Here is a 24,239-nt window from a genome sequence, read left to right as displayed (position 1 = left end):
CTTATGCGCCGAGTACGATATTGGCCGCACTTTCCTTCAGTTCCACGCCGAAGGCGCGCTGATACTGTTCGGCCACCAGCGTGCGCTCGAGTTCGTCGCACTTGTTGAGGAAGGTGACGCGGAAGGCAAAGGCGACATCGCCGAAGATCTCGGCGTTTTCAGCCCAGGTAATCACGGTACGCGGGCTCATGACGGTCGACAGATCGCCATTGATGAAGGCCGCGCGGGTGAGGTCGGCGAGGCGGACCATTCGGGACACGGTATCGCGGCCCTCGGCGGTCGAGCCGAAGCTCTTCACCTTGGCCGAGACGATGTCGACTTCCTTGTCATGCGGCAGATAGTTGAGCGTCGTCACGATCGACCAGCGGTCCATCTGGGCCTGGTTGATCTGCTGCGTGCCGTGATAGAGACCCGTCGTGTCGCCGAGGCCGACCGTGTTGGCGGTGGCGAAGAGGCGGAAGGCGGGGTGAGGACGGATGACGCGGCTCTGGTCGAGCAGCGTCAGGCGGCCCGAGCTTTCCAGAACGCGCTGGATGACGAACATAACGTCCGGACGGCCGGCATCGTATTCGTCGAAGACGAGCGCGACATTGTGCTGGTAGGCCCAAGGCAGGATGCCGTCCTTGAATTCGGTAATCTGCTTGCCGTCCTTGAGAACGATGGCGTCCTTGCCGACGAGATCGATACGGCTGACATGGCTATCGAGGTTGACGCGCACGCAGGGCCAGTTGAGGCGTGCTGCGACCTGCTCGATATGGGTCGACTTGCCCGTGCCGTGGAAGCCGGAGACCATGACGCGACGATTGTGGGCAAAGCCTGCGAGAATGGCGAGCGTGGTTTCGCGATCGAAGAGATAGTCCGGATCAAGATCCGGCACATAGGCATCGCCCTTGGAGTAAGCCGGAACACGAATGTCCGTATCGATGCCGAAGACCTCACGGACCGAAACGGTGGTGTCAGGCAGGTTGGCGATATCCAGTTCAATTTTGCTCATCATGTCTCCCTGCCAGGCGGTGCCGTCCGGCCGTCTTCGTCGCTGCTGCGTGTTCGGATTAACAGAAACCGGCCTGCTTTAACAATTTGTAGGCTTCAATGACAGCGCGAAAACGCTCTTCAGAAGCCCTGTCTCCGCCATTTGCGTCCGGATGGTGTTTTTTTACAAGTTCCTTGTAGCGCGTCTTGATGTCGGATGGCGTCGAGCTGACGTTAAGTCCAAGGGTATCAAGCGCTTTTGCCTCGAGCGTCTTCAGCTTGCGGTCCGATGCCTGATAGCGCGGCGCCCCGCCGCGACCCTGCTGCACGAAGCCGAAGGGATCCTTGATGCGCGCCTGTGACGCAGCCGATCCTGAGCGCATAGTGGAGTGGATCGGGCTTGCCTTGGCAGCCTTGTTCACCCCCACCGTCCAGGTCGGCCGATGTCCGGTGATCGCTTCCTTCTGGTAGCGGGCGATCTCCGTGTCCGACAGGCCTGAGAAGTAGTTGTAGCCTTTGTTGTATTCCTTCACATGCTCGAAGCAGAACAGGAAGAACTGACCTTCCGCATGGCGGCCGACCGGTGCGCGATGGACCCCCGGCTTGTCACAGCCGTCCCACTGGCACTCCGCTTTGGATGGTTCGGGCTCGGCCTCCCGCTTTCGCCGGGTGCGGATCCGATCGAAATATTTCGAGTCGAGTTTCATCCCGTAATTATGGGGCGCCCGATAGGGGCGAACAAGAATTGACAAACCGGTTTGTTGCGCGCTTTGTGGGGCTTTTTGCGAAGCAGCAGAAAGAGGCAGATCATGTCGGTGAAGAGCCGGATCGAGACTCGTCTCACCGAGGCTTTCAGCCCCGAACGCCTTGTCGTCATCGATGAGAGCCACCACCATGCGGGCCATCAGCCCGACATCACCGGCACCGGCGAAACCCATATGCGCGTGCGGATCGTGGCATCGGCCTTTTCCGGCATGACGCGGCTCGCCCGCCACCGGGCTGTCACCGACCTTTTGAAACCCGAGCTCGACGCCGGCCTGCATGCGCTAGCCATCGAGCCGGCCGCCCCCGGCGAACCGACCCGCTGGTGACCCCGGAGCCGATCATTCCGCCGGTTCGGGGGTGTCGATCGGACGAATGCGCAGACGGGTAATGCGGTTCTTTTCTCGCTTCAGGACGATGAAGCGCTTGCCATAGAAGGTGAAGGCCTGACGTTCCTCCGGGATCGACTTCGACTCGTGGATGACGAGACCGGCAATGGTCGTCGCTTCCTCGTCCGGCAGCTGCCAGTCCATCGCGCGGTTGAGGTCGCGGATCGGCACGCCGCCATCGACCACGATCGAACCGTCGCTGTCCTGGCGCACGCCCTGGATTTCAAGATCGTGCTCGTCGGAGATATCGCCGACGATTTCTTCCAGAATGTCCTCGAGCGTCACGACACCCTGCACTTCGCCGTATTCGTCGACGACAACGGCGAAATGGGTCTTGCGGCGCAGGAAGGCGTTGAGCTGGTCCTTGAGGTTGGTCGTATCCGGCACGAACCAGGGCTTCTGCGCAATCTTGACGATGTCGATGTCCTGCGGCTCGACATTGGGCTCCGCAAGCGCACGGATCAGGTCCTTGGCATGAATGACGCCGATGATGTTGTCGGTCGCACCACGCCAGACCGGCATGCGGGTATAGGGGCTTTCGAGAATGTTGCGGATCGCGACTTCCGGCGGCTCGTCCGCATTGACCGCGCGCATGGCGGTGCGGTGGATCATGATGTCGGACACTTCGAGTTCGCCGAGATCGAGAACACCACCCAGACGGTCGCGGTCGGCCTTGATCACAGCGCCTTCGCGATGCAGCAGTGCGACAGCGCCGCGAAGTTCCTCATGGGCCGAGAGCATCGAGGCTTCACCGGAGATCGACACGCCGAACAGGCCGAGCAGCTTGCGCACGATCCAGTTGACGAGGCTGGACAGCGGACCGACCACGGCCACGAAGGGGCGCACCAGCGGTCCGACGAAGAGCGCGAAACGCTCCGGCGCGGAGATCGCCCAGCTTTTCGGGAGGACTTCCGAGAAGATGACGAGCAGCACGGTCATCAACAGTGTCGCAATGGCCACCCCGGAATCGCCGAAGAGGCCGAGGAACAGGCTTGTTGTCAGCGACGAGGCGAGAATGTTGACAAGGTTGTTGCCGATCAGAAGGGCGCCGATCAGACGGTCACGTCGCTCGATCAGCCGGTTGACGATCCCGGCGCGATCATCCCCGTTGAGCTCGATGCTGTGCATGCGTGCCCGCGACGTGGCGGTCAGCGCCGTCTCCGACCCGGAGAAGAAGCCCGAACAGCAGATCAGCAGGAGGATGGCGACGAGGGTCAGCCAGTATTCGGCCAGTCCGGAAAGGATTTGCTCGATCATGATGGACGCATCTCCTCAATGAAACGCTGAACTTCGGAGGCCGGCACATCGTCCGCGACAAAGGACTGGCCGAGGCCTCGGGTGAGGATGAAGGTAAGCTTGCCGCTTTTCACTTTCTTGTCCTGGGCGATGGCATCCATCAGGACGTCGGTCGGCGGCAGCTCGCCCGGGATCTGATCCATCCGGGTCGGCAGGCCGACGGCTTTCAGATGCGCTTCGACCCGGTCCGCGAGGTCGGGGCTAACAAGGTTCATGCGGGCGGAGAAGCGATGGGCGAGCACCATGCCGATCGAAACGCCCTCGCCATGCACGAGCCGGCTGCTGTCATACTGTGTGGCGGCTTCCAGCGCATGACCGAAGGTATGGCCGAGATTGAGGAGCGCCCGGCGGCCGTTCTCGCGCTCGTCGGCGGCGACCACATCGGCCTTGGCCTGGCAGGAGACGGCGATTGCCTCAATGCGAGCCGCACCGCCGGCAAAGACATCGCGCCAGTTCTTCTCCAGCCATTCGAAGAAGTCAGGCTTGTCGATCAGGCCGTATTTCGCCACTTCCGCATAACCGGCGCGGAACTCGCGCTCAGACAGCGTGTCGAGCACGTCGGTATCGGCCAGTACGAGATCCGGCTGATTGAAGATGCCGATGAGGTTCTTGCCCTGGCGGGCATTGATGCCGGTCTTGCCGCCGACGGAGCTGTCGACCTGGGATAAGAGCGAGGTCGGGATCTGCACGAAACGCACGCCGCGACGCACGATACCGGCGGCAAAGCCCGTGAGGTCACCGATGACGCCGCCACCGAGCGCAATCACGGTATCGTTGCGCTCGATGCGCGCTTCGAGCAGCACGTCGCAGACCTTGGTGAGATAGTCGAAGCTCTTGGTCTTTTCGCCGGCCGGAAGCGTGACGGAGACGGCTTCGATGCCATCGGTCTGCAGGCTGTCCATGAGACCATCGAGATAGCGCGCGCCGACATTCTCGTCGGTGACGATCGCCGCACGGCGTCCCTTGATGCGGGTCGAGATCTCGCCGCCGGCACGGGCCATCAGGCCCGGTCCGATCAGGATGTCATAGGAGCGCTCGCCCAGCGGTACATGCACCAGGCGTTCCGATGTCTCGACCTTCGTCATTGCGTCTTGTCCTTGCCGATATACTCGATCACCGAGGTCAGAACCTCGTTGGCGATCACTTCCTTGCGCACGTCGCGCGACTGGACGGTGATGTCTGCCAGCGCATAGATCGGATAGCGCTTGTCCATCAGGTCCTTCAGCGTCTGCTTGGGGTTTTCCGTCTTGAGCAGTGGGCGATGATCGCGCTTGTTGACCCGTTCCCAGAGCACGTCGAGATCTGCGTTCAGCCAGACGGAGAGGCCGCCGCGCTCGATCTGCTTGCGGGTCTTCTCGTTGATGAAGGCGCCGCCGCCGGTGGAGACCACACGCGGGCCTGTTCGCAGCAGGCGCTTGATGACCCTGGTTTCCAGCGCACGGAACTCCTCTTCGCCATAGGCGGCAAAGAGCTCGCTGATCGACATTCGCGAGACCCGCTCGATCTCGGTATCGGTATCGACGAAGGACAGGCCGAGCTGCTGCGCCACGATACGGCCGATCGCCGACTTGCCCGCACCCATGAGGCCAACGAGAACGAGATTGCGTTTGCCGAGCGCCGCCTTGGCGCGCTCGCCCAGACTGGGAGCAAGGTTGAGGATCGTTTCGGTCATCGGCCTGTTCACGACTGTTTCATGACCTATTGACATATAGAGGGCTAGCGTCAAGCCATGGCTGCAAATCCGCAAGGCCTGTCCCGGCCTTGGTAAATGCCATGTTCCGACCTATTTATTCGAACGACCGGCCGAGGACCGACCATGCCCACACTGTTTCGCTTCCTGTTCATCTGCGGGACCATCGTTGGCCTGGTCTATCTGACACTGTGGTCCTTTGCGGTCTTTGTTGAACCGCGTGAGCGGGATGTGACGGTGCGCATCCCGTCGGAACGGATCAACCCGGTCGAGCAATAGCAGGGACCATGCATGTCGGATCTGAGCCAAGCACGCGTCGAAGCCTTTCTGGAAATGCTGAGCGCGGAGCGCGGGGCAGCCGAGAACACGCTTGCCTCCTATCAGCGGGATCTGGACGACCTCTCGGATTTCCTGTCCGGCCGAAAGGTGAGCCTGGGCGCGGCGACGCGGGAAGATCTGGCCGCCTATCTCTCCGATCTCTCCCGCCGCGGCTTCCAGCCGACCTCTCAGGCACGGCGCCTCTCGGCCATGCGCCAGTTCTACAAGTTTCTCTACGCCGAGGGCCTGCGCGGCGATGATCCGACGGCCATCCTCGATGCACCGCAAAAGGCCCGCTCTCTGCCCAAGGTGCTGACCGTCGACGATGTGACGGGGCTGCTGTCGCTTGCCGAGCAGGAAGCAAACCTGGAGGGGCCCGATCAACCGGCACGCATCCGCCGGCTTGCCCTTCTCGAACTGCTCTATGCCACTGGCATGCGCGTCAGCGAGCTTGTGTCCCTGCCGGTCAAGGTGCTGACCCAGGAGGGACGCTTTCTTCTGGTCCGCGGCAAGGGCAACAAGGAGCGCCTCGTCCCGCTCTCGCGCACGGCGATCGAAGCTTTGGCGCGCTATGGTAAACTAAGAGCAGCCGATCCGGCCCATGCCGACAGTCCCTTCCTCTTCCCGGCCAAGAGCAAGGAGGGGCATGTGCCCCGCCAGGTCTTTGCCCGCGAACTGAAGGATCTCGCGATCCGGGCTGGTTTGTCGGCGAATGCAGTCTCTCCGCACGTGCTGCGGCATGCGTTTGCCAGCCATCTTCTCGGCAACGGAGCGGACCTGCGCGCGGTGCAGGAACTGCTTGGCCACAGCGACATTTCCACCACGCAAATCTACACGCATGTGCTCGACGAGCGCCTGCAGCAACTGGTGCATACGCATCACCCCCTTGCAAAACAGGCCAAAAACCCCGATTAGGACCGGCAAAGCCGGTTCCTGCGGGCGGCGAGCGCCAGGAACGAACGATCGGAAGTGAGTTCATGCACAACTATCTAGACTTCGAAAAGCCCATCTCCGACCTCGAGGCCAAGATCCGCGAACTGAAGAAACTCGCGGACGAGGACGAGAGTATCGACACCTCGGAAGAGATCAGCCGGCTGGAAAGCCGCGTCGACGAGGCGATGGTGGAGATCTATTCGAAGCTCAACGCCTGGCAGAAGACCCAGGTCGCGCGCCATCCGCAGCGGCCGCATTTCGTCGACTATGCCGAAGCCCTCTTCACCGAATTCACGCCACTGGCCGGCGACCGCAAGTTCGCCGAAGACGCCGCCATCCAGGCCGGCCTTGCCCGCTTCCGCGGCCAGCCGGTCGCCGTGATCGGCCAGGAAAAGGGCAACGACACCAAGTCGCGCATCAAGCACAACTTCGGCAGCCCGCGCCCCGAAGGCTATCGCAAGGCGATCCGCGTGATGGAAATGGCAGACCGTTTCGGTCTGCCGGTGATTTCGCTGATCGACACGGCAGGCGCCTATCCGGGCGTCGGCGCCGAAGAGCGTGGCCAGGCGGAAGCGATCGCCCGCTCCACCGAAATGTGCCTCTCGCTGAAGGTGCCGATGGTCTCCGTCGTCATCGGCGAAGGCGGCTCGGGTGGTGCGATCGCCATTGCGACCGGCAACCGCGTCTACATGCTGGAGCATGCGATCTATTCGGTCATTTCGCCGGAAGGTGCAGCCTCGATCCTCTGGCGCGACTCCACCCGCGCCAAGGAAGCAGCGACCAACATGAAGATCACGGCGGAAGACCTGAAGGGTCTCGGCATCATCGACGCGATCATTCCAGAGCCCGTCGGTGGCGCACACCGCGCTCCGGACCGCGTGATCGGCATGACCGGCGACGTGATCGCCAGTGCGCTGGCCGAACTGACCCCGCTGCCGGGTGATCAGCTGCGCGCGGACCGCCGCCAGAAATTCCTCGATATCGGCCGCAATCTCTGAGCCATCTGGCTCAAATTGTGGCAATTTGCCATCACTCCGCCGCTTTGCCAGAATAGCGCCGGATGAAGAATGGCGAAATCGACCGCCATTGGTTTATAATTTGTGAAGAAAGCAGTTCTACACTCCGCGTGAAATGGCTCGTTTCGAGCCGCAACATGTGTTTCTGGAAAGAGCCTTTGAGCATGCGCTTGACATCGACGGCCCTGGTTCTGCTTTTCGCCGCCGCCCTTGCCGGCTGCAATGATACGTTGGAGAGCGCGGCCTATGACACGCCGCGGGTTGCCAACAAGGTGCAGCAGCCTCTGCCTGCGCGCCTCGTCGCCGAAATCCAGAAGAAGGGCATGGATCGCAACTCTCCGATCATGCTGCGCATCTTCAAGGAGGAAGGCATTCTCGAGGTCTGGAAGGCCAAGACCAACAACCGGTTCGACAAGGTCGTAGAATACGATATCTGCGCCTGGTCCGGCCGTCTCGGCCCGAAGGTGAAGGAAGGCGATCGGCAGGCGCCGGAAGGCTTCTACCCGCTGACGCCCTATCACCTGAACCCGAACTCCAAGTATTTCCTGGCGATCAACACCGGCTTCCCCAACCAGTTCGACCGTGCGAACGGTCGCTCGGGCACGCATCTGATGATCCACGGCGCCTGCTCGTCGTCGGGCTGCTATTCGATGACCGATGCGCAGATGCTGGAGATTTATGCCTTCGCCCGCGACGCCTTCAAGGGCGGCCAGCAGGCAGTGCAGCTGCAGGCCTTTCCCTTCCGCATGACGGCGGAAAACATGGCGCGCCACCGCCACAGCCCGCATTACGATTTCTGGAAGATGTTGAAGGTCGGTTATGACCACTTCGAGGTGACCAAGCGTCCGCCGGAGGTCAATGTCTGCGAAAAGAAGTATGTCTTCAACCAGTCTGCGCCGGCAGGCACGAGCTTCAATCCGCAGGGCGCCTGCCCGCCGATGAGCACGCCGCCGGCTCTGTCGGTCGCTCTCAACGGTTTCAACGAAGCCTATGACGCGGCCTATGCCAAGGCGCTGAAGAAATACGATGGCAAGATCTGGTACGACCCGACGGAAGCCGAGCGCAAGGCGCTGGTGGCAGACCTTCGCAAGTCGCGCTCGCATGATCTGGCATTTGCACCCACGGGCTCTGCCCTGAAGGCCGGCAAGCTGCTCGATATCGACGATGTCGATCCGGCCAAGCTCGCTGCGGTCAATGGTGCAGCCGCCGTCAACCAGATGGCGACCAATCCCAATGGCGACCCGCAGGCCCAGGCCGCCCAAGTACCCAATCAGGCGGCCTCAACGGCAGGTGCAGCGCCGACAACAGGCGCAGTCCCGGTGCCGCAGCCAAACCCGCTGGCACCTCCGCCGCAGACGGCTGAGGCTCCCACGGAAGCCGGTCCGAAGAAGCCCTTCTGGAAGCTCTGGTAACGGCATGACCGAAGCGTCGGTCTATGACCTGAGGGGGCTGAAATGCCCCCTTCCCGTTTTGAAGACCCGCAGACGCATGGTCGACCTGAAGCCCGGCGACGAACTGATCGTCGAAACCAGCGACCCGCTGGCCGGCATCGATATCCCGCATTTCTGCAATGAAGACGGCCACCAACTCCTGGCACAGGAGCGGCTGGATGGCGGCCATCGCTTCCACATCCGCAAGGGCGGGGACTGACGGCCTAGAACTTGAGGCCGGGCACGGAAAGCGGATTGTCCATCATCGCCGCACGATCGGGCCGGTCGATCGAGACCTTACCGGTGAAGGCGCCGAACAGATCCCGCACATAGCTTTCTGACAGATCCCGGGTGATCAGCACCAGCCGCGTCTTGCGGTTTGACCCCTCGGGCCAGGCCGGCAGGCGCACGGGCGGATGGAAGATCGATTGCACGCCATGCAGCACCAGTGGCTTTTCCGGCCGATCGGTGAGTGCCACGATCGCCTTCATTCGCAACAGCTTTTCACCATGCGTGGAGCGCAAGAGGTCGATGAACATGTTGATCGCCATCGGATCGATCGGCTCGTCATGGACGATGGCATAGGAGCGGATCGAGGCCCCGTGGCGGTTCACGTCGTGATGGTAACGGCCGTGGTCATGACCGTGGTGATGATGCCCGTGATGATGTCCATGGTCATGCGTGTGATCGTGGTGATGGTGATGATCAGCCGCCGCTGCCATCTCATCCTTCAGCCAGCGATCGACATCCGCGATCTTGGTGGCGGGATCATAGAGCCCGTTGACCAGCATCGCGGCCGATCCGGCCTCTGCCGCATCGCCATCGGTGATCGGCGCGCGAGGATTGAGCGCCAGCAGGCGCTGCGTGATGGCTGCGATCGTCCCGGCATCGGCCAGCGTCTGCTTGGTGAGGATCAGCCGGTCGGCAACCGCCACCTGCTTGTAGGCTTCCGGATAGGTATCGATGGTCGAGAGCCCATTGACCGCATCGACCACGGTCACGACGCCATCGAGATCGAAATGCTGGGCAATCGCCGGATGGCCCATGACCGACTGCATGACCGGTGCAGGATCCGCGAGCCCCGTTGTTTCGATGACAATGCGCGACAGCGGCTTGATCTTGCCCGTCTGCATGCCGTCGATCAGCTCGGCCAGCGTATCGACGAGTTCGCCGCGCACGGTGCAGCAGAGGCAGCCATCGGACAGTTCGACAACGGCGTCGTTCGACGACTCGACGAGCAGATGGTCGATGCCGACTTCACCGAACTCGTTGATGATGACGGCCGCATCCTTCATTGCCGGATCCTTGAGGAGCCGGTTGAGAAGCGTCGATTTGCCCGCACCGAGGAAGCCGGTCAGGATGGAAACGGGAATGCGGGTCTCAGTCATGGATCAGCTCAGAACGTGGGGCGCGGCTTCGGGATCGGCACATTGGCGATTTCGCCCTTGGCGGTGGCGACAGGCTCGCTGCCGGGAATGAGGCCCGCGAAACTCATGGCCGGCGGACGACCCATTTCCCGGATATAGGGCGACAAGAGCTTCATGCGTCCTGCTTCATCCCGGCCTTCGCTGCGCACCTTGCGGGCCTGCGGATTGCAAATTTCGGCACTGATGTCGGTCACCTGATCCAGACCCTCGCCATAGGGCGCCAGCTGCTCCAGCCGGTTTCCGGCAACCGAGGTCGTCAGCCCCTTCTGCAGGAGATCGGCCGAAATATCCGCGCGCGCGCCGAGGCTGTCGGCGCCGAGCACGACGGAGATCACCGTGCGGCCGTTGCGCGTGGCGGACGATACCTGGTTGAAGCCGGAGGCACAGACATAGCCGGTCTTCATGCCATCGGCACCCGGGAAGCGGCCGACCAAGAGATTGTAGTTCGGATAGTCCTTCTTGCCGGTGGTCACGCCTTCGAGCGCGAAATAGCTGGCATATTCGGGAAACTCGCGGCGGATCGTCATGGCAAGAAGCGCCATGTCACGCGCTGTCGTATACTGCCCCTTGCCGGGCAGCCCGTTCGGATTGACGAAGCGCGTCGAGGTCATGCCGAGCCGCTGCGCTTCCTGGTTCATGCGCTGGACAAACGCGGCTTCGCTGCCGCTGACGGTTTCACCGATCGCCACCGCCACGTCATTGGCGGATTTGATGATCAGCAGTTTCAGCGCGCTGTCGAGCGTCAGCTTCGAGCCCGGCTTGAAATACATCTTGCTCGCCGGCTGGTCGGCGGCATGTTTGCTCATCACGACCACCGTTTCCGGCGAGAGCTCGCCCGACCGCATGGACCGGAAGGTTGTATAGGCCGTCATCAGCTTGGTCAGCGAGGCCGGATACCATTTCCGGAAGGCTTCCTGATGCGCGATCACCCGGCCGCTGCCGACATCGACCAGCATCTGGGGATTTGCAGCAGCCATGCCCGGCAGGACCATCGCGACCAGAGAGGCGGTTACCACCAGGCGGCGAACGGCTTTGGTTGCGGACAACATGCTGGGACGCTTCGTGAGCACGACTTCGATCCTCGTCTTTTGCTGATCTCTCGCCATCGGGGCGACAATGTCCTATGTAGCGAAGCAATGGCAAAGCCCATTGAATACGTCAATTGAAAGGCGCACATTCGTGCCCGACAATAACGTGATCCGCAGTGCGGAATGAAGACTGAACCCGGGACGAAAGAATGCCGATTCTGAACAGAGCCTCCGAACTCCAGTCGGAGGCCACCGAATGGCGCCGCCATCTGCATGCCAATCCGGAAATCCTCTATGATGTCGAAAACACGGCCGCTTTCGTGGAAGCGAAGCTGCGCGAATTCGGTGTCGACGAGGTCGTCACGGGCCTTGGCCGCACCGGCGTGGTCGGCATCATCAAGGGTGAGGGGGAAGGCAGCGGCCGCACGATCGGCCTGCGCGCCGACATGGACGCACTTCCGCTCGACGAGATCACGGGCAAGCCCTGGGCTTCGACGATCCCTGGCCGGATGCATGCCTGCGGCCATGACGGACATACCGCCATGCTGCTTGGCGCGGCCAAATATCTGGCCGAGACGCGCAACTTCTTCGGTCAGGTGGCCGTGGTCTTCCAGCCCGCCGAAGAAGGCGGGCGCGGTGCGCTTGCCATGGTCGAGGACGGTCTGATGGAGCGTTTCGGCATCGACGAAATCTATGGCATGCACAACATGCCCGGAAAGCCGCTCGGCTCCTTTGCCATTCGCAAGGGTGGCATCATGGCAGCACCCGACAAGTTTTCGCTGAAGGTGACGGGCCTTGGCGGCCACGCCGCCGAACCGCACAACACGGCCGACACGATCGTCATAGGCGCACAGATCGTCAATGCCTTGCAGACCATTGCGGCCCGAAACGCCAACCCGCTGCGCTCGGTCGTCGTTTCGGTCACCCAGTTCCATGCGGGCACGACGCACAACATCATCCCGGAAGAGGCCTTCATTTCCGGCACCGTGCGGTCCCTCGACGAGGGCGTACGCGATCTCGCCGAGCGCCGCATCGGCGAAATCGCGAACGGCATTGCCGCAGCCCATGGCGCAACCATCGACTATGATTTCGAACGCGCCTGCCCCGTCACCGTCAATCACCCCGCCGAGACCGAGCATGCCGCCCGCGCCGCAATCGACGTGGTCGGATCCGACCGGGTCGACACGGATGTCGATCCGAGCATGGCGGGCGAGGATTTCGCCTTCATGCTGCAATCGCGGCCCGGCGCCTATATCCTGATCGGCAATGGCGACACTGCGGGCCTGCACAATCCGGCCTATGATTTCAACGACGAGGCGATCGCGACCGGCATCTCCTACTGGGTGCGTCTTGCCGAGCAGCGTCTGCCGCGCTGAGGTCTCACGCACGCAAAACCGCTTGGCTAGACGCCTGCGCTTTTGTATGGAGGAGGAAGTGGTCCCGTAGCTCAGCAGGATAGAGCATCAGATTCCTAATCTGAGGGTCACGCGTTCGAATCGCGTCGGGATCACCATCATTTGCCTGGCAATTTCCTACCCTCGTGAATCTAGGGTTGCGTTCTGACCGTTATACGGCATGATGGTTCCATGCCACGCCGACGGGTGCTTACTCTTTTTTCGTCGGCTCCGAACGGAGGGAATGCCATGGCATCGAGCCCCCCCGGCAGAGACCAAGAAGAACATGTCATCATCGAACGCGCTATGCGGCGGCTCTATGGCTCGCGGCAGGAAGATGCGCATTCGAGGCAGAACGCGGCCGAACTGGTCGGCTATCTGGTAAAGACAGGGATCAGGGATGAGGACGAGATCGTAGAACTCGCCCGCATCGCGCATGGGAAACGTTATGATCCCGACAACGGAAGCTTCCTGTAACGGGAAGAACCGCTAGTTGCGGCCGCCGAACTTGCGGGTGTCCGCGCTCTCATCCTTGCGATAGAGTTCATGTGCCGCAGCGTCGCTGTTGAGACGCTCGCGGTCACTCAGGCGCCGCTGGCGCATGATGGAATAAAAGATCGCGCCGCCGAGCAGAACCGGCCCGAGCATGACGACGAAAAGCCAGAAGTAGTTGATCATGGAGTGCCCTTTCTTGAATGGACCCTGACGTGTCAGGGAGCCAACCCGGGGCATGCGCAAAAGGTTCCGGGGAGATCAGGAACCGGACGGAACGTCCTTCATCTTTGCGTCGATCGCAGCTTGCAGTTCTTCTGCCAGATCAAGGAGACGGGGCGGAACATCTTCGCGCCGCATCTCTGCCATGAGCACGTCCAGCCTGTCGCGCACGATGCCACCGGTGCGGTCTCGACGTGCCTCCATGGATGCGGGTTTCGTTTTCTCCAAAGGGACCTCCAAAGTCGTACGCTGTGCGAAACATCGACATGTCTCGCTTCAAACTCAGGTTACGTCATTTTGTTTGTTTTAGATCATCATTAACTTGCCCGCGGCTGACATCCTGTCACGCAGGGTCTTCACCAAATTCGGGGAACGCAGCAAGAAGGGCATCCCGGTCTTCATATCCCACGGGATGAGATTGGAGCAGCACGCTGATGCTGTCCGTTACATCAACCGGCCCGTCATGTTCAAGCTGGATGCGCTCTCCCGAGGCGAGCACCAAGGTCGCCTCCGACCGGAAGCCCTGGCGGATCAACCAGTCACGCGGAGCCTGCAATTCCACCGTTGCCGTGTAACGAGCATCCTGCTGTTCGACCGTCACGTGATAGCTCATGGGGAACAGGCGCTCTCCGATCAGCAACTGGCCTTGGCCGTCTACATTCATGATGCGTCTGTCCTGATTTTCCGTTTCGATTTGGCGACTAACACTCCATTCCACCCATTGTTCCATGTGAAAACCCTAAGGACGTTGGGAACCTAGGGTCAGGGAGCACGTTCATCGAATGAGCTTTCACGGAGGAAAGGGAGCGACAGTAACCATGAGTAGCGCAAGCCAGACCACGAACCACGACGAGATCCGTCGATGGATCGAAGACCGTCAGGGTACACCGTCCCGGGTTAAGGACAGTGGCGAAGGCGGCATTCTGCGCGTCGACTTCGGCGAGCCGGAGGAAGCGCTTGTGCCGATAGAATGGGATGAATTCTTCCGGATCTTCGAAAAGAGCGACCTTGCTTTCCTCCATCAGGACAAGACGGAAGATGGCAAGCTGAGCCGTTTCAGCAAATTCGTAAGCCGTAGCTGACCTTTGTCCCCGGTCTTGAACGGCCGTTCACATTTTTGGGAACCATGCCGTGCGACGCGCGTTCTCGCGTCATTGTGCCTGGGACCACAGACATCGGAGGATGGCGATCTTGACGACCCGTAAAGCCGAGCTTGCCACACAATCTGAAGTCGTTGAGCTGATTCCCGCCCTGCGCGCTTTTGCGCGGACCTTTTGTCAGAGACCGGAGGAAGCGGACGACCTCGTTCAGGAGACTCTGACCAAGGCGCTGGCCAATCTCGACAAGTTCGAGCCTGGGACCCGCCTGAAGTCCTGGCTCTTCACCATCATGCGCAACACCTTCTGCACGCGCGTCAAGAAAAGCAGCCGCGAGACTGTGGGCCTGCCGGACTCCATCAGTGCAAAGCTGACGACCGAGGCGAGCCAGGAATGGACCGTCCAGGCAGACGAAGTACGCCGTGCGCTCAATCGCCTTCCAGAACATCACCGCGAAATGCTGGTTCTCATCGTCATGCTTGGCGAACGTTACGAAGACGCAGCCGAAATCTGTGGCTGCGCGGTTGGTACGGTGAAGAGCAGGCTCAGTCGCGCCCGGCAGCAATTGCGACGCGAGCTCGGTGAAATGGGCACGGACAGTCCCGTCGGATGACTGAGGCAGACAATCAGGACCTTGCCATCGATGGACCACCGCCATCCGAAGAGGCGGTGGACGAGCTTTCCGAAATCGGTCTTGTCTATGGCACCGATTCCGTACCCGGGATCACCCGTCGCAGACGCGGCAAGGGATTTTCCTATCACCTCCCTGACGGCACCAGCGTTGCAGCCGAAGACGTTCTCGCCCGCATCCGCAAACTCGCCCTTCCCCCCGCTTACGAACGCGTCTGGATCAGCATGGATCCGCGCAGCCATCTGCAAGCCACCGGTTACGATGCACGCGGTCGCAAGCAATATCGCTACCATCCCGATTGGGCCGCATGGCGCAGCGAGCGCAAGTTCGATGACCTCATTTCCTTCGGGGAAGCGCTTCCCTCGATCCGCCGTCGCATCGCGCGCGACCTCGCCGAACATGCGGACGAAAGCTATTTCCTGCTGTCTGCCCTGATCAGCCTTCTGGATGTCACCTATATGCGGGTCGGCAACCGGACCTATGCGGAAGAAAATCGCACCTATGGGGCGACGACCCTGCAGAAGCGCCATCTCACCTTCGAGCCCGACGGCATTCGTCTGAGCTTCCTCGCCAAGGGCGGCAAACGCGTTCGCCGCAAATTGCGTCACCCACGGCTTCAGAAGATCCTCGAGGAAATCGCCGACCTGCCCGGTCGCGACCTCTTCTCCTGGCGCGACCAGGAAGGCCATCTGCACCGCGTCGATTCCGGCCGGCTCAATGCCTATCTGGCGGAGATCACCCGCTCGAAGCTTTCGGCCAAGACATTCCGCACCTGGGGCGGGAGTGTCGCGGCCTTCAGCGAGGCCTGGCGTCTGATTGGCAGCGGGGAGCGACCGACGATCCGTCAGATGTGCCAGGTCGCGTCAGACAGGCTGCACAACACGCCCACCATCTGCCGGACAAGCTATGTGCACCCGGCGATCCTCGGGCTGGCGGACAAGTCGGAAGATCTGGATGCGGTGCGCGCCATCATCCTCGATGCGCCGGCGCGGCAACTGCTGAGAGCGGACGAGAATCGGCTGATGGCATTCCTGCAGGCCGTCCCGGCGATCAAGAAGGCCGAGGCCTGAGCGGAAAACCAAAAGACAAGGGGCCGGCAGAACCGGCCCCTCTTTCATGCCATAAGATCAGTCTCAGGCCGCCTGCTTCTGGGCAGCGGCATTGACGGCTTTTTCAGCGAGCTTGGTCAGTGCCTCGTCCGTCTTGGATTCTTCGGCGAGCGTCTCGTCGAGAAGCTTCACGGCGTCCTTGTAGCCGAGCTGCTGAGCCCAGGCACGCAGCGTGCCATAGCGGCTGATCTCGTAATGTTCGACAGCCTGGGCGGCAGCCAGCAGGCCGGCGTCGAGGGCCGGCGAACCCTTGAACTCTTCCATGATCTCTTCGCCCTCTTCGACGATGCCGTCGATGGCGGGGCAGGTCTTCGCACGCGGACGCTTGCCGATGATTTCAAACACCTGCTGCAGGCGTTCCACCTGGCCTTCGGTCTCTTCCTTGTGCTGCTGGAAGGCAGCCTTCAGCTTCTCGTCCTGAGCGCCGCGGGCCATTTTCGGCAGGGCCTTCAGGATCTTGCGTTCGGCGTAATAGATGTCCTTCAGCGTCTCGTGAAAGAGGTCTTCGAGTGTCTTTGTAGCCATTGTCGGTATCTCCTCGGTTATCGGTTATGGCGACAAAAGAACCGGCCGGATGGCGCTTTGTTCCGGAAGGGTTTTTCCACAAATCGCAGGAACGATCGGGAGGCTCGCGCGGTTAGCCTAGGAGGTGACGCAGCGCGTCACGCTTCCAATCCAAAGGAGGAAACTATGGTCAATCGCAACGACAATTGGGATTCCGATTACGGTCGAAACCGCAATGCCCGCCGCGGCCCCACCGGCGACTATGCCCCCGGTGAAAGCGGTTTCGTGCGCGGCTACGACGAGAGCCGGCCCGATGCAGATCGTTACAACGCCGAGCGCCAGCGCGACTTCGGCATGGACGGCGGCTACGGCGCCAGCGGATCGCGCTATCCCCGCATGGGCCGCTCCGACTGGACCACCGACGATCTCGGTTATTACGGCGATCTGAGCGACCGCGGCTACGGCGACGATACACGCCGCTATGCCCGTGGCGCGGGCCGCGGCTACTATCCGTCGGACAACCCGTCCTATCGCGGTGGCTATGGCCGCACGGAACGGAACCGCGATCGCGATGAGGAGCGCGGCTTCATGGACCGCGCCGGCGACGAGGTTGCCTCCTGGTTCGGTGACGACGAGGCGGCACGCCGCCGCGAGATGGACAGCCACCGCGGCAAGGGTCCGCGCGGCTATCGCCGATCCGACAGCCGCATTCTGGAAGACGTCAACGACCGCCTGTCCGATGATGGATCCGTCGATGCCTCGGACATCGAGGTGACGGTGAAGGACGGCGAAGTGACCCTATCGGGCCATGTGACCGACCGCTGGGAAAAGCGTCGCGCCGAAGACTGCGCCGACGATGTCAGCGGCGTCACGCATGTCCAGAACAACCTGCGGGTTCGCACCTCCGGCGAAGGCAGCGTTGTCACCCAGGCCTGACGGCCTTCAACCGCGAAGGGCGCGCAGAGCATTGAGGATGACGGCAACGTCGATCACTTCCTGCAGAAGCGCGCCCTGAACCGGTGTCAGATAACCGAAGGCGGCCATCACCATGGCACCGCCTGAAAGCACAAGCCCGGCAACCGCACTTTGCCGGGCTATGTTTCGAGATCGCCGCGCGATGCGGCAGGCAAGCGGCAGGCGCGAGAGATCATCCGCCAGGAGCACCACATCCGCGGCTTCCGACGACGCGGCTGAGCCCCGCGCCCCAATGGCAACCCCGACATCGGCGAGCGCCAGCGCCGGCGCATCATTCACCCCATCCCCCACCATCATCACGACACCCTGATCCGCTTCACGGCGGATGAGCTCCACCTTGCCTTCCGGGGTGAGATCCCCCGCCACGGCATCGAGAGCCAGGGTGGCCGAGGCCTGTTCGGCGACATCAGTCCGATCGCCTGAGGCCATTACGATCCGGCGCACGCCACCCTCGCGGAAGGCTTGGATCGTCGTCTGTGCATCCGGCCGCAGGGGATCGGAGAGAAGAATGAGCCCGGCGGCGCGTCCCTCGACACCGACGGCCACCACGGCCGTGCCACTGGCGACCCCGGCACGACTGAAACCTGTCCCAGGGTTCAGCTGTGACAGCACATAGCCTGAGCCTCCCAGCACCACGCGCCGCCCGTCGACCCTCCCTGCCAGTCCACGACCGGCGTCCTCGACCACGTCGAGAGGCAGGGTCAGCGCCAGCCCTCGGGACGCCGCAGCGCGCACCAGTGCTTCGGCTGCGACATGCCCGGAGGCCTGATCGAGCGAGGCCGCAAGGCGCAGGACCTCATCGGCCGCAAAACCCTCTTCCGCCCTGACATCGGCGACCTCAGGCCGAGCCGAGGTCACAGTGCCGGTCTTGTCGACGACGACGGTGGTGACCGCAGCCAGCGCCTCGAGCGCGCCAGCGGTCTTCACCAGCACGCCATGCGAGGCGGCACGCGACATGCCCGCGATGACGGCCACGGGCACGGCGAGGATCAGCGGACAGGGGGTGGCTACGACCAGCACGGCGAGTGCCCGCGTGGCCTCACCGCTCCACCACCAGGCGCTGCCGGCAAGAAGCAGCGTGATGCCGAGAAAATAGAGAGCATAACGATCCGCCAGACGCGCCATGGGCGCGCGGCTCGCCTGCGCCTGTTCGACGAGGCGCACGATTCCGGCATAGGTGCTCTCTTTCGATTCACGTAGCACCAGAAGATCGAAGGCATCGCCTAGCACGGTACAGCCGCTCGGCACTTCATGGCCCATCTGGATGGGCACCGGCAGCGATTCCCCCGTCAGCGCCGAAAGATCGAGCACGGCCGTTGCTGCCAGCAGGCGCCCGTCGACCGGCACCACCTCGCCCTTGCGCACCAGGATCCGGTCCTGCGGCTTGAGCGCCTCGATCGGCACGCTTTCGAGCGTTTCACCCTGATAGCGCATGGCCGTGCGCGAGACACGGCCGAGCAGGGCCGTCATGTCGCGGCGCGCGCGTCCCTCCGCAAAGCTTTCCAGCAATTGGCCGCCGGCATACATCACGGCAACGATGGCAGCGGCGAGGTTTTCGCCGAGGGCAAGGCCGACGCCGATCGACAGGGCCGCGATGGCATCGACGCCCGTGCGGCCGTTGAGAAGCGCCCGGAGGGTGTCGGCGACCAGAACGACGAAGACGGAGCCGGCCCCAACCAGCCAGATCAGGGCAGCCTGTTCGGGACGGGCGGCGAGATAGAGGACCCCACCGCCGGCGAGACAGAGGAAGGCAAGTGCCGCGAGAAGGACCGGCAGGCTCTCACGCAATCGTGTCGGCTGCAGAAAGTCCCGCACTGTCCAATTCCTTAAAGCACTGGCGAAAGGTCCAACCGGACCTCTCTTGCTGCTCTTGCCTTTCCCTTGTAGAGCCTTCTGAGCATGAAGCAATCGGACCTAAGCAGCATGATCGACAGCGACCGGCCCCGCCGCCTTTCAGTCCTCGGCTCGACGGGTTCGATCGGCGTGAACACGCTCGATGTGATCGAGCAACTTGGTGGCCGCCACAGCTTCGAGGTCATCGCGCTCACCGGCAATGGCAATCTCGATCTGCTGGCCGAACAGGCTCGCCGCACCGGCGCGAAGCTCGCCGTCACCGCCGACGAAAGCCAGTATAGGACGCTCAAGGACCTGCTGGCGGGCTCCGGCACCGATGTCGCAGCCGGCACCAGTGGACTGGACGAGGCCGCCGACATGGAAGCCGGCTGGGTAATGGCGGCGATCGTCGGGACGGCAGGTTTGGCGCCGACCCTGAAGGCTGCCGCCCGCGGCGCCGATATCGCGCTGGCGAACAAGGAGTGTCTCGTCTCCGCCGGTCCCCTCTTCGTCGAGGCGGTGAAAAAGGGCGGCGGACGCCTGATCCCGGTCGACAGTGAACATTCCGCGATCTTCCAATGTCTTGAAGCCGATCAGCGCCACGCGCTGGAGCGGATCGTGCTGACGGCCTCCGGCGGCCCCTTCCGCAGCCACACGCGCGAGCAGATGGCGAATGTGACGGTGCAGACGGCCCGCACGCATCCCAACTGGTCGATGGGCCTGAAGATCTCCGTCGGCAGCGCCTCGATGTTCAACAAGGCGCTGGAGATGATCGAGGCCAAGCACCTTTTCGATGTCCGGCCCGACCAGATCGAGGTCGTCGTGCATCCGCAGTCGATCATCCATTCCATGGTCGGCTACACCGACGGCTCCGTCATCGCCCAGCTTGGCGTGCCGGACATGCGCACAGCCATCGGCTACGCGCTCACCTATCCGAAGCGCCCGGCGCTGAATGTCGACCGGTTAGACTTCGCAAAGCTCTCGCGTCTCGATTTCGAGGCGCCGGACGAGACGCGCTTTCCGGCGCTCCGGCTTGCCCGCACGGCGCTGGAGCGCGGCGGATTGCAGGGCGCGATCCTCAACGCTGCCGAAGAGACCGCCTTCAACGCCTTCGTCGAAGACAAGATCCGCTTCCTCGACATGGCCGAGGTGGTCGAGACCGTGATGGACGCGATGGTCGAGGGCGTGCCGGCTGACACGATCGAGGACGTCTATGCGGCGGACCGCGAGGCGAGGCGGAAGGCAGCTGAGGTTATCGCGGCACGGTAAGCAGCCGCCTACCGACCATACACCGCCGCGCGCAACATTTCTGGATAGGCACCATTGCAGCCTTCCAGCGCGTTGTTGGTGAGGCTGACGACGGTGAGCCGCTCCGCGGGATCGATGAACCAGGTGTTCCCGTAGACGCCACCCCACTGGATCGCTCCCTTCGGCAGGGCAGTCATCGCCGCGGCGGGATCCGTGACCAGGCCGCCGACAAAGGTGAACCGATAGCCCGGCTCGCCCTGGATCTCGCCGATCTGGTTGGAAAGCGCAGCACGTGCCATCTCGGTCGAAAGCAGATGGCCGCCGTGCGTCCGCAGCATTTCCAGGAGCTTCATGACGTCATGCGCCGTGCCGGCCATGCCGGCGCCACCGGACTGGAAGGCCTTCGGATTGAAGATGCGGCCCGGAGAGAAGACCGTTCGCCAGTTTTCCTCGTCGCCGCTGACCCACGGGTCCGGCATGCGAACGGGTCGACCTGGATGATCGGCATAGGCAACCGCAAGCCGGGCAGGATCGGTCACGTGAAAGCGGGCATCGGCCATGCCAAGCGGGCCGGCCACATGCTGGATGACGGCCTCTTCAAGGGTCCCGCCATGGATAGCGGCGAGGACACCGCCGAGAATATCCGTGGCGAAGGAATAGGCCCAGCGCGAACCAGGCTCGAAGGCGAGCGGGATGGCATTGTGGCGGCTGAAATTGTCTTCGAGGCTCAGATTCGTATTCCCGAGGCCGAGCGTCATCCGCTGTCCTTCCGGCAACAATTCGAGCGCGGGATCGTAGAGCAGGCCGGACGTGTGCGTGAGCAGATGCCGGATCGTGATCGCGCCTTCGCGCCCATCGGGCGCCTTGGGTCTGAACCAGGGCAGGTATTGCGAGACGCGATCGTCGAGCTTGAGCAGCCCCTTCTCGACCATGACAAGCGCCGTCACGGCGACCATCGGCTTGGTGACGGAGGCGTAGCGGAAGATCGTGTCGAGACGGGCAGGCAACCCCGCTTCGCGATCGGCAAAGCCGGCAGCCTTTTCAAGGATCGGCTGACCATCCTGATAGACCAGAACGACGGCGCCGGTGATGCGCTCTTCATCGACCACCCTGTCAACCAGGGCATTCACACGATCGGCAATGCTCACGTTCTCAAAACCTCCCAAAGAAAAATGCGGGCTCCGTTTCCGAAGCCCGCATCTTTATGAAGGTCTGCTCTGGGTCGATCAAGCCACCGCGCGGGCGAGCGCGCAGCGCGACCAGAGTTGATGCAGCGAACCGACGAGATGTTCGAGATCGGCATCGGTGTGCAGCGGCGTCGGGGTGATGCGCAGCCGCTCGGTCTTTTTCGGAACCGTTGGATAGTTGATCGGCTGCACATAGATGGAACAGTTGTCGAGCAGCAGGTCGGAGATCCACTTGCACTTGGCCGCATCGCCCACCATCACCGGTACGATATGGCTCGGGTTCGGCATATGCGGGATACCGGCAGCATCGAGCATCGAGCGCAGGCGGCGCACGCGCTCCTGATGGGCGAAGCGCTCGATCTGGCTCGTCTTCAGGTGACGGATCGAAGCCACCGCACCGGCAGCAAGCGCCGGCGGCAGCGCCGTCGTGAAGATGAAGCCGGAGGCAAAGGAGCGGACGAAATCGCAAAGTGCGGTCGAGGCAGCAATGTAGCCGCCCATGACGCCGAAGGCCTTGCCGAGCGTGCCTTCGATAATCGTCAGGCGGTCCATCAGGCCTTCGCGCTCGGCGATGCCGCCACCATGGGCGCCGTACATGCCAACCGCGTGCACTTCGTCAAGATAGGTCATCGCGCCATACTTGTCGGCGATGTCACAGATTTCCTTGATCGGCGCGATATCGCCGTCCATCGAATAGACGCTTTCGAACGCGATCAGCTTCGGCGCGTTGGGATCGGCAGCAGCAAGCTTGGCTTCCAGATCCTTGACGTCGTTGTGCTTCCAGATGACGCGCTCGGCCTTGGAATGGCGGATGCCTTCGATCATCGACGCATGGTTCAGGGCGTCGGAGAAGATGATCAGGCCCGGGATCTTGGCGCCGAGCGTGCCGAGCGTCGCCCAGTTCGAGATGTAACCGGAGGTGAAGATCAGCGCCGATTCCTTGCCATGCAGGTCGGCGAGCTCGCGCTCGAGAAGCACGTGATAATGGTTGGTACCGGAGATGTTGCGGGTGCCACCGGCACCGGCGCCACAGTCGTCGATCGCCTGCTTCATGGCATCGATCACGAGCTGGTTCTGCCCCATGCCGAGATAGTCGTTGGAGCACCAGACGGTGACTTCCTGGGTGCCGTTTTCGGTGTAGCGGGTCGCGCGCGGAAAATTGCCGCGCTGGCGTTCCAAATCAGCGAAGACGCGGTAGCGGCCTTCCTCGTGAAGCCCCGCGAGCTGATCCTTGAAAAACGCCTCGAAATCCATGCCTAAACTCCAGTCTACGACACTCTTTTGTGTCTCTACGGCGCCGGGGTCAACCCCGCCATTGTAAATTCATTCTAAACTGCGACAAATGGCGCGAACATTAGAACAGTTGCACATAGATACTAACGGTTTGTGCCGAAGCAAACTTGATCTGCGTCAAACTCAGAGAAAAAGGACGGCCGGAGCCGCCCTTTCTCGTTTCGTCTGAAATTGGTGCCCTTCAGGAGGCCTGAACGGCCCGTTTCGCCATCACCCGGATGAGATTTGCCCGGTATTCCGCCGTGCAATGCAGATCCGACATCAGCTCCGACGAATCGATCTCGACACCGGCGACGGCATCGGGCGACCAATTGGCCGAGAGTGCCGCTTCCAGCCCGGAATGACGGAAAACACCGCTCGCCCCGGCACCGGTGACGGCGACGCGCACGCCGCCTGACCCCTTCGAGACGAAGACACCCGTCATCGCATAGCGCGAAGCCGGATTGGCAAACTTGGCATAACCCGCCTTTTCCGGAGCATCGAAGCGGATCGCCGTGATGATCTCGTCCTCGGCAAGCGCGGTCTCGAACAGGCCGACGAAGAAATCGTCGGCCGCGATCTCGCGGGTATTGGTGACGACGGTGGCACCAAGGCCGAGCACGGCGGACGGGTAATCGGCGGCCGGATCGTCATTGGCGACGGAGCCGCCGATCGTGCCCATGTGACGCACGTGCGGATCGCCGATCATCGAAGCGAGGTTCGAGATCGCCGGGCAGACGGCGCGGATCGCCGAGGAAGAGGCGACGTCCGCATGGGTGACGGCCGCACCGATGGTGACGCGGCGCCCCTCGACCTTGATGCCCTTCAGAGCCTCGATATGCCTGAGGTCAACGAGGTCCGACGGCTGGGCGAGGCGCTGTTTTAGCGCCGCGATCAGCGTCTGCCCGCCGGCGATGAACTTGCCGTCTTCGGCGCCGGAGAGCAGTTTGCCGGCATCCTCGATGGAAGAGGCGCGGTGGTAGCTGGTTGGATAAAGCTGCATGGTCCTCTCCC

28 protein-coding genes and 1 tRNA gene are annotated in these 24,239 nt (G+C 62.4%); 14 read left to right on the top strand and 15 right to left on the bottom strand.

Annotated elements, in window-relative coordinates:
• Position 1 precedes the first annotated feature (1 nt).
• Together cobS and FAA86_RS25165 are read right to left on the bottom strand one after the other, a co-directional pair.
• Positions 2-994, bottom strand: a complete 993-nt coding sequence (cobS, locus tag FAA86_RS07965; RefSeq protein ID WP_113461455.1) for a cobaltochelatase subunit CobS — start codon at positions 992-994, stop codon at positions 2-4.
• Between the two features lie 58 nt (positions 995-1,052).
• Positions 1,053-1,679 (bottom strand): J domain-containing protein, encoded by a 627-nt coding sequence (locus FAA86_RS25165; protein WP_113461456.1) that lies wholly within the window; start codon positions 1,677-1,679, stop codon positions 1,053-1,055.
• A 102-nt stretch (positions 1,680-1,781) separates the two neighbouring features.
• Here FAA86_RS25165 and FAA86_RS07955 point away from each other — a divergent pair, with 102 nt between their 5' ends.
• Complete coding sequence (locus tag FAA86_RS07955; RefSeq protein WP_113461457.1) at positions 1,782-2,063, top strand: BolA family protein; 282 nt, start codon at positions 1,782-1,784, stop codon at positions 2,061-2,063.
• A gap of 12 nt (positions 2,064-2,075) precedes the next feature.
• On the opposite strand, the gene FAA86_RS07950 is transcribed toward FAA86_RS07955, so the two are convergent.
• The 3 genes from FAA86_RS07950 to FAA86_RS07940 are packed head-to-tail and all read right to left on the bottom strand — an operon-like array spanning position 2,076 to position 5,091.
• Positions 2,076-3,380, bottom strand: coding sequence for an HlyC/CorC family transporter (locus tag FAA86_RS07950; RefSeq protein ID WP_113461458.1), 1,305 nt, complete (start codon positions 3,378-3,380; stop codon positions 2,076-2,078).
• Positions 3,377-4,504: a 3-dehydroquinate synthase gene (gene aroB / locus FAA86_RS07945; protein ID WP_136539572.1), complete on the bottom strand. Its 1,128-nt coding sequence runs from the start codon at positions 4,502-4,504 to the stop codon at positions 3,377-3,379. The genes FAA86_RS07950 and aroB overlap by 4 nt, the downstream gene beginning before the upstream one ends.
• Positions 4,501-5,091: a shikimate kinase gene (locus FAA86_RS07940; RefSeq protein WP_113461460.1), complete on the bottom strand. Its 591-nt coding sequence runs from the start codon at positions 5,089-5,091 to the stop codon at positions 4,501-4,503. The genes aroB and FAA86_RS07940 overlap by 4 nt, the downstream gene beginning before the upstream one ends.
• Before the next feature lie 144 nt (positions 5,092-5,235).
• Here FAA86_RS07940 and FAA86_RS24540 point away from each other — a divergent pair, with 144 nt between their 5' ends.
• The 5 genes from FAA86_RS24540 to FAA86_RS07920 all read left to right on the top strand — a co-directional run bounded on the left by FAA86_RS24540 (position 5,236) and on the right by FAA86_RS07920 (position 9,026).
• On the top strand, positions 5,236-5,388 hold the full coding sequence (locus FAA86_RS24540; protein ID WP_167494918.1) for a hypothetical protein: 153 nt from the start codon (positions 5,236-5,238) through the stop codon (positions 5,386-5,388).
• A 12-nt stretch (positions 5,389-5,400) separates the two neighbouring features.
• Positions 5,401-6,342, top strand: coding sequence for a site-specific tyrosine recombinase XerD (xerD, locus tag FAA86_RS07935; protein WP_136539570.1), 942 nt, complete (start codon positions 5,401-5,403; stop codon positions 6,340-6,342).
• Between the two features lie 62 nt (positions 6,343-6,404).
• A complete protein-coding gene (locus FAA86_RS07930; RefSeq protein WP_113461462.1) occupies positions 6,405-7,358 on the top strand; it encodes an acetyl-CoA carboxylase carboxyltransferase subunit alpha in 954 nt (317 codons plus the stop codon).
• 182 nt (positions 7,359-7,540) lie between these two features.
• A complete protein-coding gene (locus FAA86_RS07925) occupies positions 7,541-8,788 on the top strand; it encodes a L,D-transpeptidase family protein (RefSeq protein ID WP_136539568.1) in 1,248 nt (415 codons plus the stop codon).
• Between the two features lie 4 nt (positions 8,789-8,792).
• Positions 8,793-9,026: a sulfurtransferase TusA family protein gene (locus FAA86_RS07920; protein ID WP_136539566.1), complete on the top strand. Its 234-nt coding sequence runs from the start codon at positions 8,793-8,795 to the stop codon at positions 9,024-9,026.
• Between the two features lie 4 nt (positions 9,027-9,030).
• On the opposite strand, the gene FAA86_RS07915 is transcribed toward FAA86_RS07920, so the two are convergent.
• Both FAA86_RS07915 and FAA86_RS07910 read right to left on the bottom strand, forming a co-directional pair.
• Entirely contained in the window at positions 9,031-10,194 is a 1,164-nt protein-coding gene (locus FAA86_RS07915) for a CobW family GTP-binding protein (RefSeq protein ID WP_136539564.1), read from the bottom strand.
• A gap of 8 nt (positions 10,195-10,202) precedes the next feature.
• Positions 10,203-11,282: a D-alanyl-D-alanine carboxypeptidase family protein gene (locus FAA86_RS07910; protein ID WP_136539562.1), complete on the bottom strand. Its 1,080-nt coding sequence runs from the start codon at positions 11,280-11,282 to the stop codon at positions 10,203-10,205.
• A gap of 188 nt (positions 11,283-11,470) precedes the next feature.
• On the opposite strand from FAA86_RS07910, the gene FAA86_RS07905 reads away from it, so the two are divergent.
• The 3 genes from FAA86_RS07905 (at position 11,471) to FAA86_RS07895 (ending at position 13,132) form a co-directional block, all read left to right on the top strand.
• Positions 11,471-12,637: a M20 aminoacylase family protein gene (locus FAA86_RS07905; protein ID WP_136539560.1), complete on the top strand. Its 1,167-nt coding sequence runs from the start codon at positions 11,471-11,473 to the stop codon at positions 12,635-12,637.
• A 60-nt stretch (positions 12,638-12,697) separates the two neighbouring features.
• Positions 12,698-12,774 (top strand) — tRNA-Arg (locus FAA86_RS07900).
• Positions 12,775-12,904: 130 nt separating this feature from the next.
• Complete coding sequence (locus FAA86_RS07895) at positions 12,905-13,132, top strand: hypothetical protein (protein ID WP_136539558.1); 228 nt, start codon at positions 12,905-12,907, stop codon at positions 13,130-13,132.
• A gap of 12 nt (positions 13,133-13,144) precedes the next feature.
• Here FAA86_RS07895 and FAA86_RS07890 read toward each other — a convergent pair whose 3' ends face one another.
• The 3 genes from FAA86_RS07890 to FAA86_RS07880 all read right to left on the bottom strand — a co-directional run bounded on the left by FAA86_RS07890 (position 13,145) and on the right by FAA86_RS07880 (position 14,099).
• A complete protein-coding gene (locus FAA86_RS07890; protein WP_113461468.1) occupies positions 13,145-13,333 on the bottom strand; it encodes a hypothetical protein in 189 nt (62 codons plus the stop codon).
• Between the two features lie 75 nt (positions 13,334-13,408).
• Positions 13,409-13,597, bottom strand: coding sequence for a hypothetical protein (locus tag FAA86_RS07885; RefSeq protein ID WP_136539556.1), 189 nt, complete (start codon positions 13,595-13,597; stop codon positions 13,409-13,411).
• A 115-nt stretch (positions 13,598-13,712) separates the two neighbouring features.
• Positions 13,713-14,099: a hypothetical protein gene (locus FAA86_RS07880; protein WP_246035021.1), complete on the bottom strand. Its 387-nt coding sequence runs from the start codon at positions 14,097-14,099 to the stop codon at positions 13,713-13,715.
• 88 nt (positions 14,100-14,187) lie between these two features.
• Here FAA86_RS07880 and FAA86_RS07875 point away from each other — a divergent pair, with 88 nt between their 5' ends.
• The 3 genes from FAA86_RS07875 to FAA86_RS07865 all read left to right on the top strand — a co-directional run bounded on the left by FAA86_RS07875 (position 14,188) and on the right by FAA86_RS07865 (position 16,167).
• Entirely contained in the window at positions 14,188-14,451 is a 264-nt protein-coding gene (locus FAA86_RS07875) for a hypothetical protein (protein ID WP_136539554.1), read from the top strand.
• A gap of 100 nt (positions 14,452-14,551) precedes the next feature.
• Positions 14,552-15,079, top strand: a complete 528-nt coding sequence (locus FAA86_RS07870; protein WP_136539552.1) for a sigma-70 family RNA polymerase sigma factor — start codon at positions 14,552-14,554, stop codon at positions 15,077-15,079.
• Positions 15,076-16,167: a DNA topoisomerase IB gene (locus tag FAA86_RS07865; RefSeq protein WP_136539550.1), complete on the top strand. Its 1,092-nt coding sequence runs from the start codon at positions 15,076-15,078 to the stop codon at positions 16,165-16,167. The genes FAA86_RS07870 and FAA86_RS07865 overlap by 4 nt, the downstream gene beginning before the upstream one ends.
• Before the next feature lie 63 nt (positions 16,168-16,230).
• On the opposite strand, the gene FAA86_RS07860 is transcribed toward FAA86_RS07865, so the two are convergent.
• The gene (locus FAA86_RS07860; protein ID WP_113461472.1) at positions 16,231-16,731 is read right to left on the bottom strand and encodes a YciE/YciF ferroxidase family protein; all 501 of its coding nucleotides are present in this window, start codon (positions 16,729-16,731) and stop codon (positions 16,231-16,233) included.
• A gap of 165 nt (positions 16,732-16,896) precedes the next feature.
• On the opposite strand from FAA86_RS07860, the gene FAA86_RS07855 reads away from it, so the two are divergent.
• The gene (locus FAA86_RS07855) at positions 16,897-17,646 is read left to right on the top strand and encodes a BON domain-containing protein (RefSeq protein WP_246035020.1); all 750 of its coding nucleotides are present in this window, start codon (positions 16,897-16,899) and stop codon (positions 17,644-17,646) included.
• A 6-nt stretch (positions 17,647-17,652) separates the two neighbouring features.
• On the opposite strand, the gene FAA86_RS07850 is transcribed toward FAA86_RS07855, so the two are convergent.
• The gene (locus FAA86_RS07850) at positions 17,653-19,500 is read right to left on the bottom strand and encodes a heavy metal translocating P-type ATPase (RefSeq protein ID WP_136539548.1); all 1,848 of its coding nucleotides are present in this window, start codon (positions 19,498-19,500) and stop codon (positions 17,653-17,655) included.
• 108 nt (positions 19,501-19,608) lie between these two features.
• Between FAA86_RS07850 and dxr the strand changes: the two genes are divergently transcribed.
• The gene (dxr, locus tag FAA86_RS07845) at positions 19,609-20,787 is read left to right on the top strand and encodes a 1-deoxy-D-xylulose-5-phosphate reductoisomerase (RefSeq protein ID WP_136539546.1); all 1,179 of its coding nucleotides are present in this window, start codon (positions 19,609-19,611) and stop codon (positions 20,785-20,787) included.
• Positions 20,788-20,795: 8 nt separating this feature from the next.
• On the opposite strand, the gene FAA86_RS07840 is transcribed toward dxr, so the two are convergent.
• From FAA86_RS07840 to FAA86_RS07830, 3 genes are all read right to left on the bottom strand, one after another.
• A complete protein-coding gene (locus FAA86_RS07840; RefSeq protein WP_136539544.1) occupies positions 20,796-21,914 on the bottom strand; it encodes a serine hydrolase domain-containing protein in 1,119 nt (372 codons plus the stop codon).
• Between the two features lie 78 nt (positions 21,915-21,992).
• A complete protein-coding gene (hemA, locus tag FAA86_RS07835) occupies positions 21,993-23,207 on the bottom strand; it encodes a 5-aminolevulinate synthase (RefSeq protein WP_136539542.1) in 1,215 nt (404 codons plus the stop codon).
• Between the two features lie 220 nt (positions 23,208-23,427).
• On the bottom strand, positions 23,428-24,228 hold the full coding sequence (locus FAA86_RS07830) for an FAD binding domain-containing protein (protein ID WP_136539540.1): 801 nt from the start codon (positions 24,226-24,228) through the stop codon (positions 23,428-23,430).
• Positions 24,229-24,239: the final 11 nt, after the last annotated feature.

The organism is Rhizobium rosettiformans W3 (assembly GCF_004912135.1).
GTDB classification, from domain to species: domain Bacteria; phylum Pseudomonadota; class Alphaproteobacteria; order Rhizobiales; family Rhizobiaceae; genus Allorhizobium; species Allorhizobium rosettiformans.
Note: the sequence above shows the minus strand (reverse complement) of the source record. Positions and strands in the feature narration are given on the sequence as shown.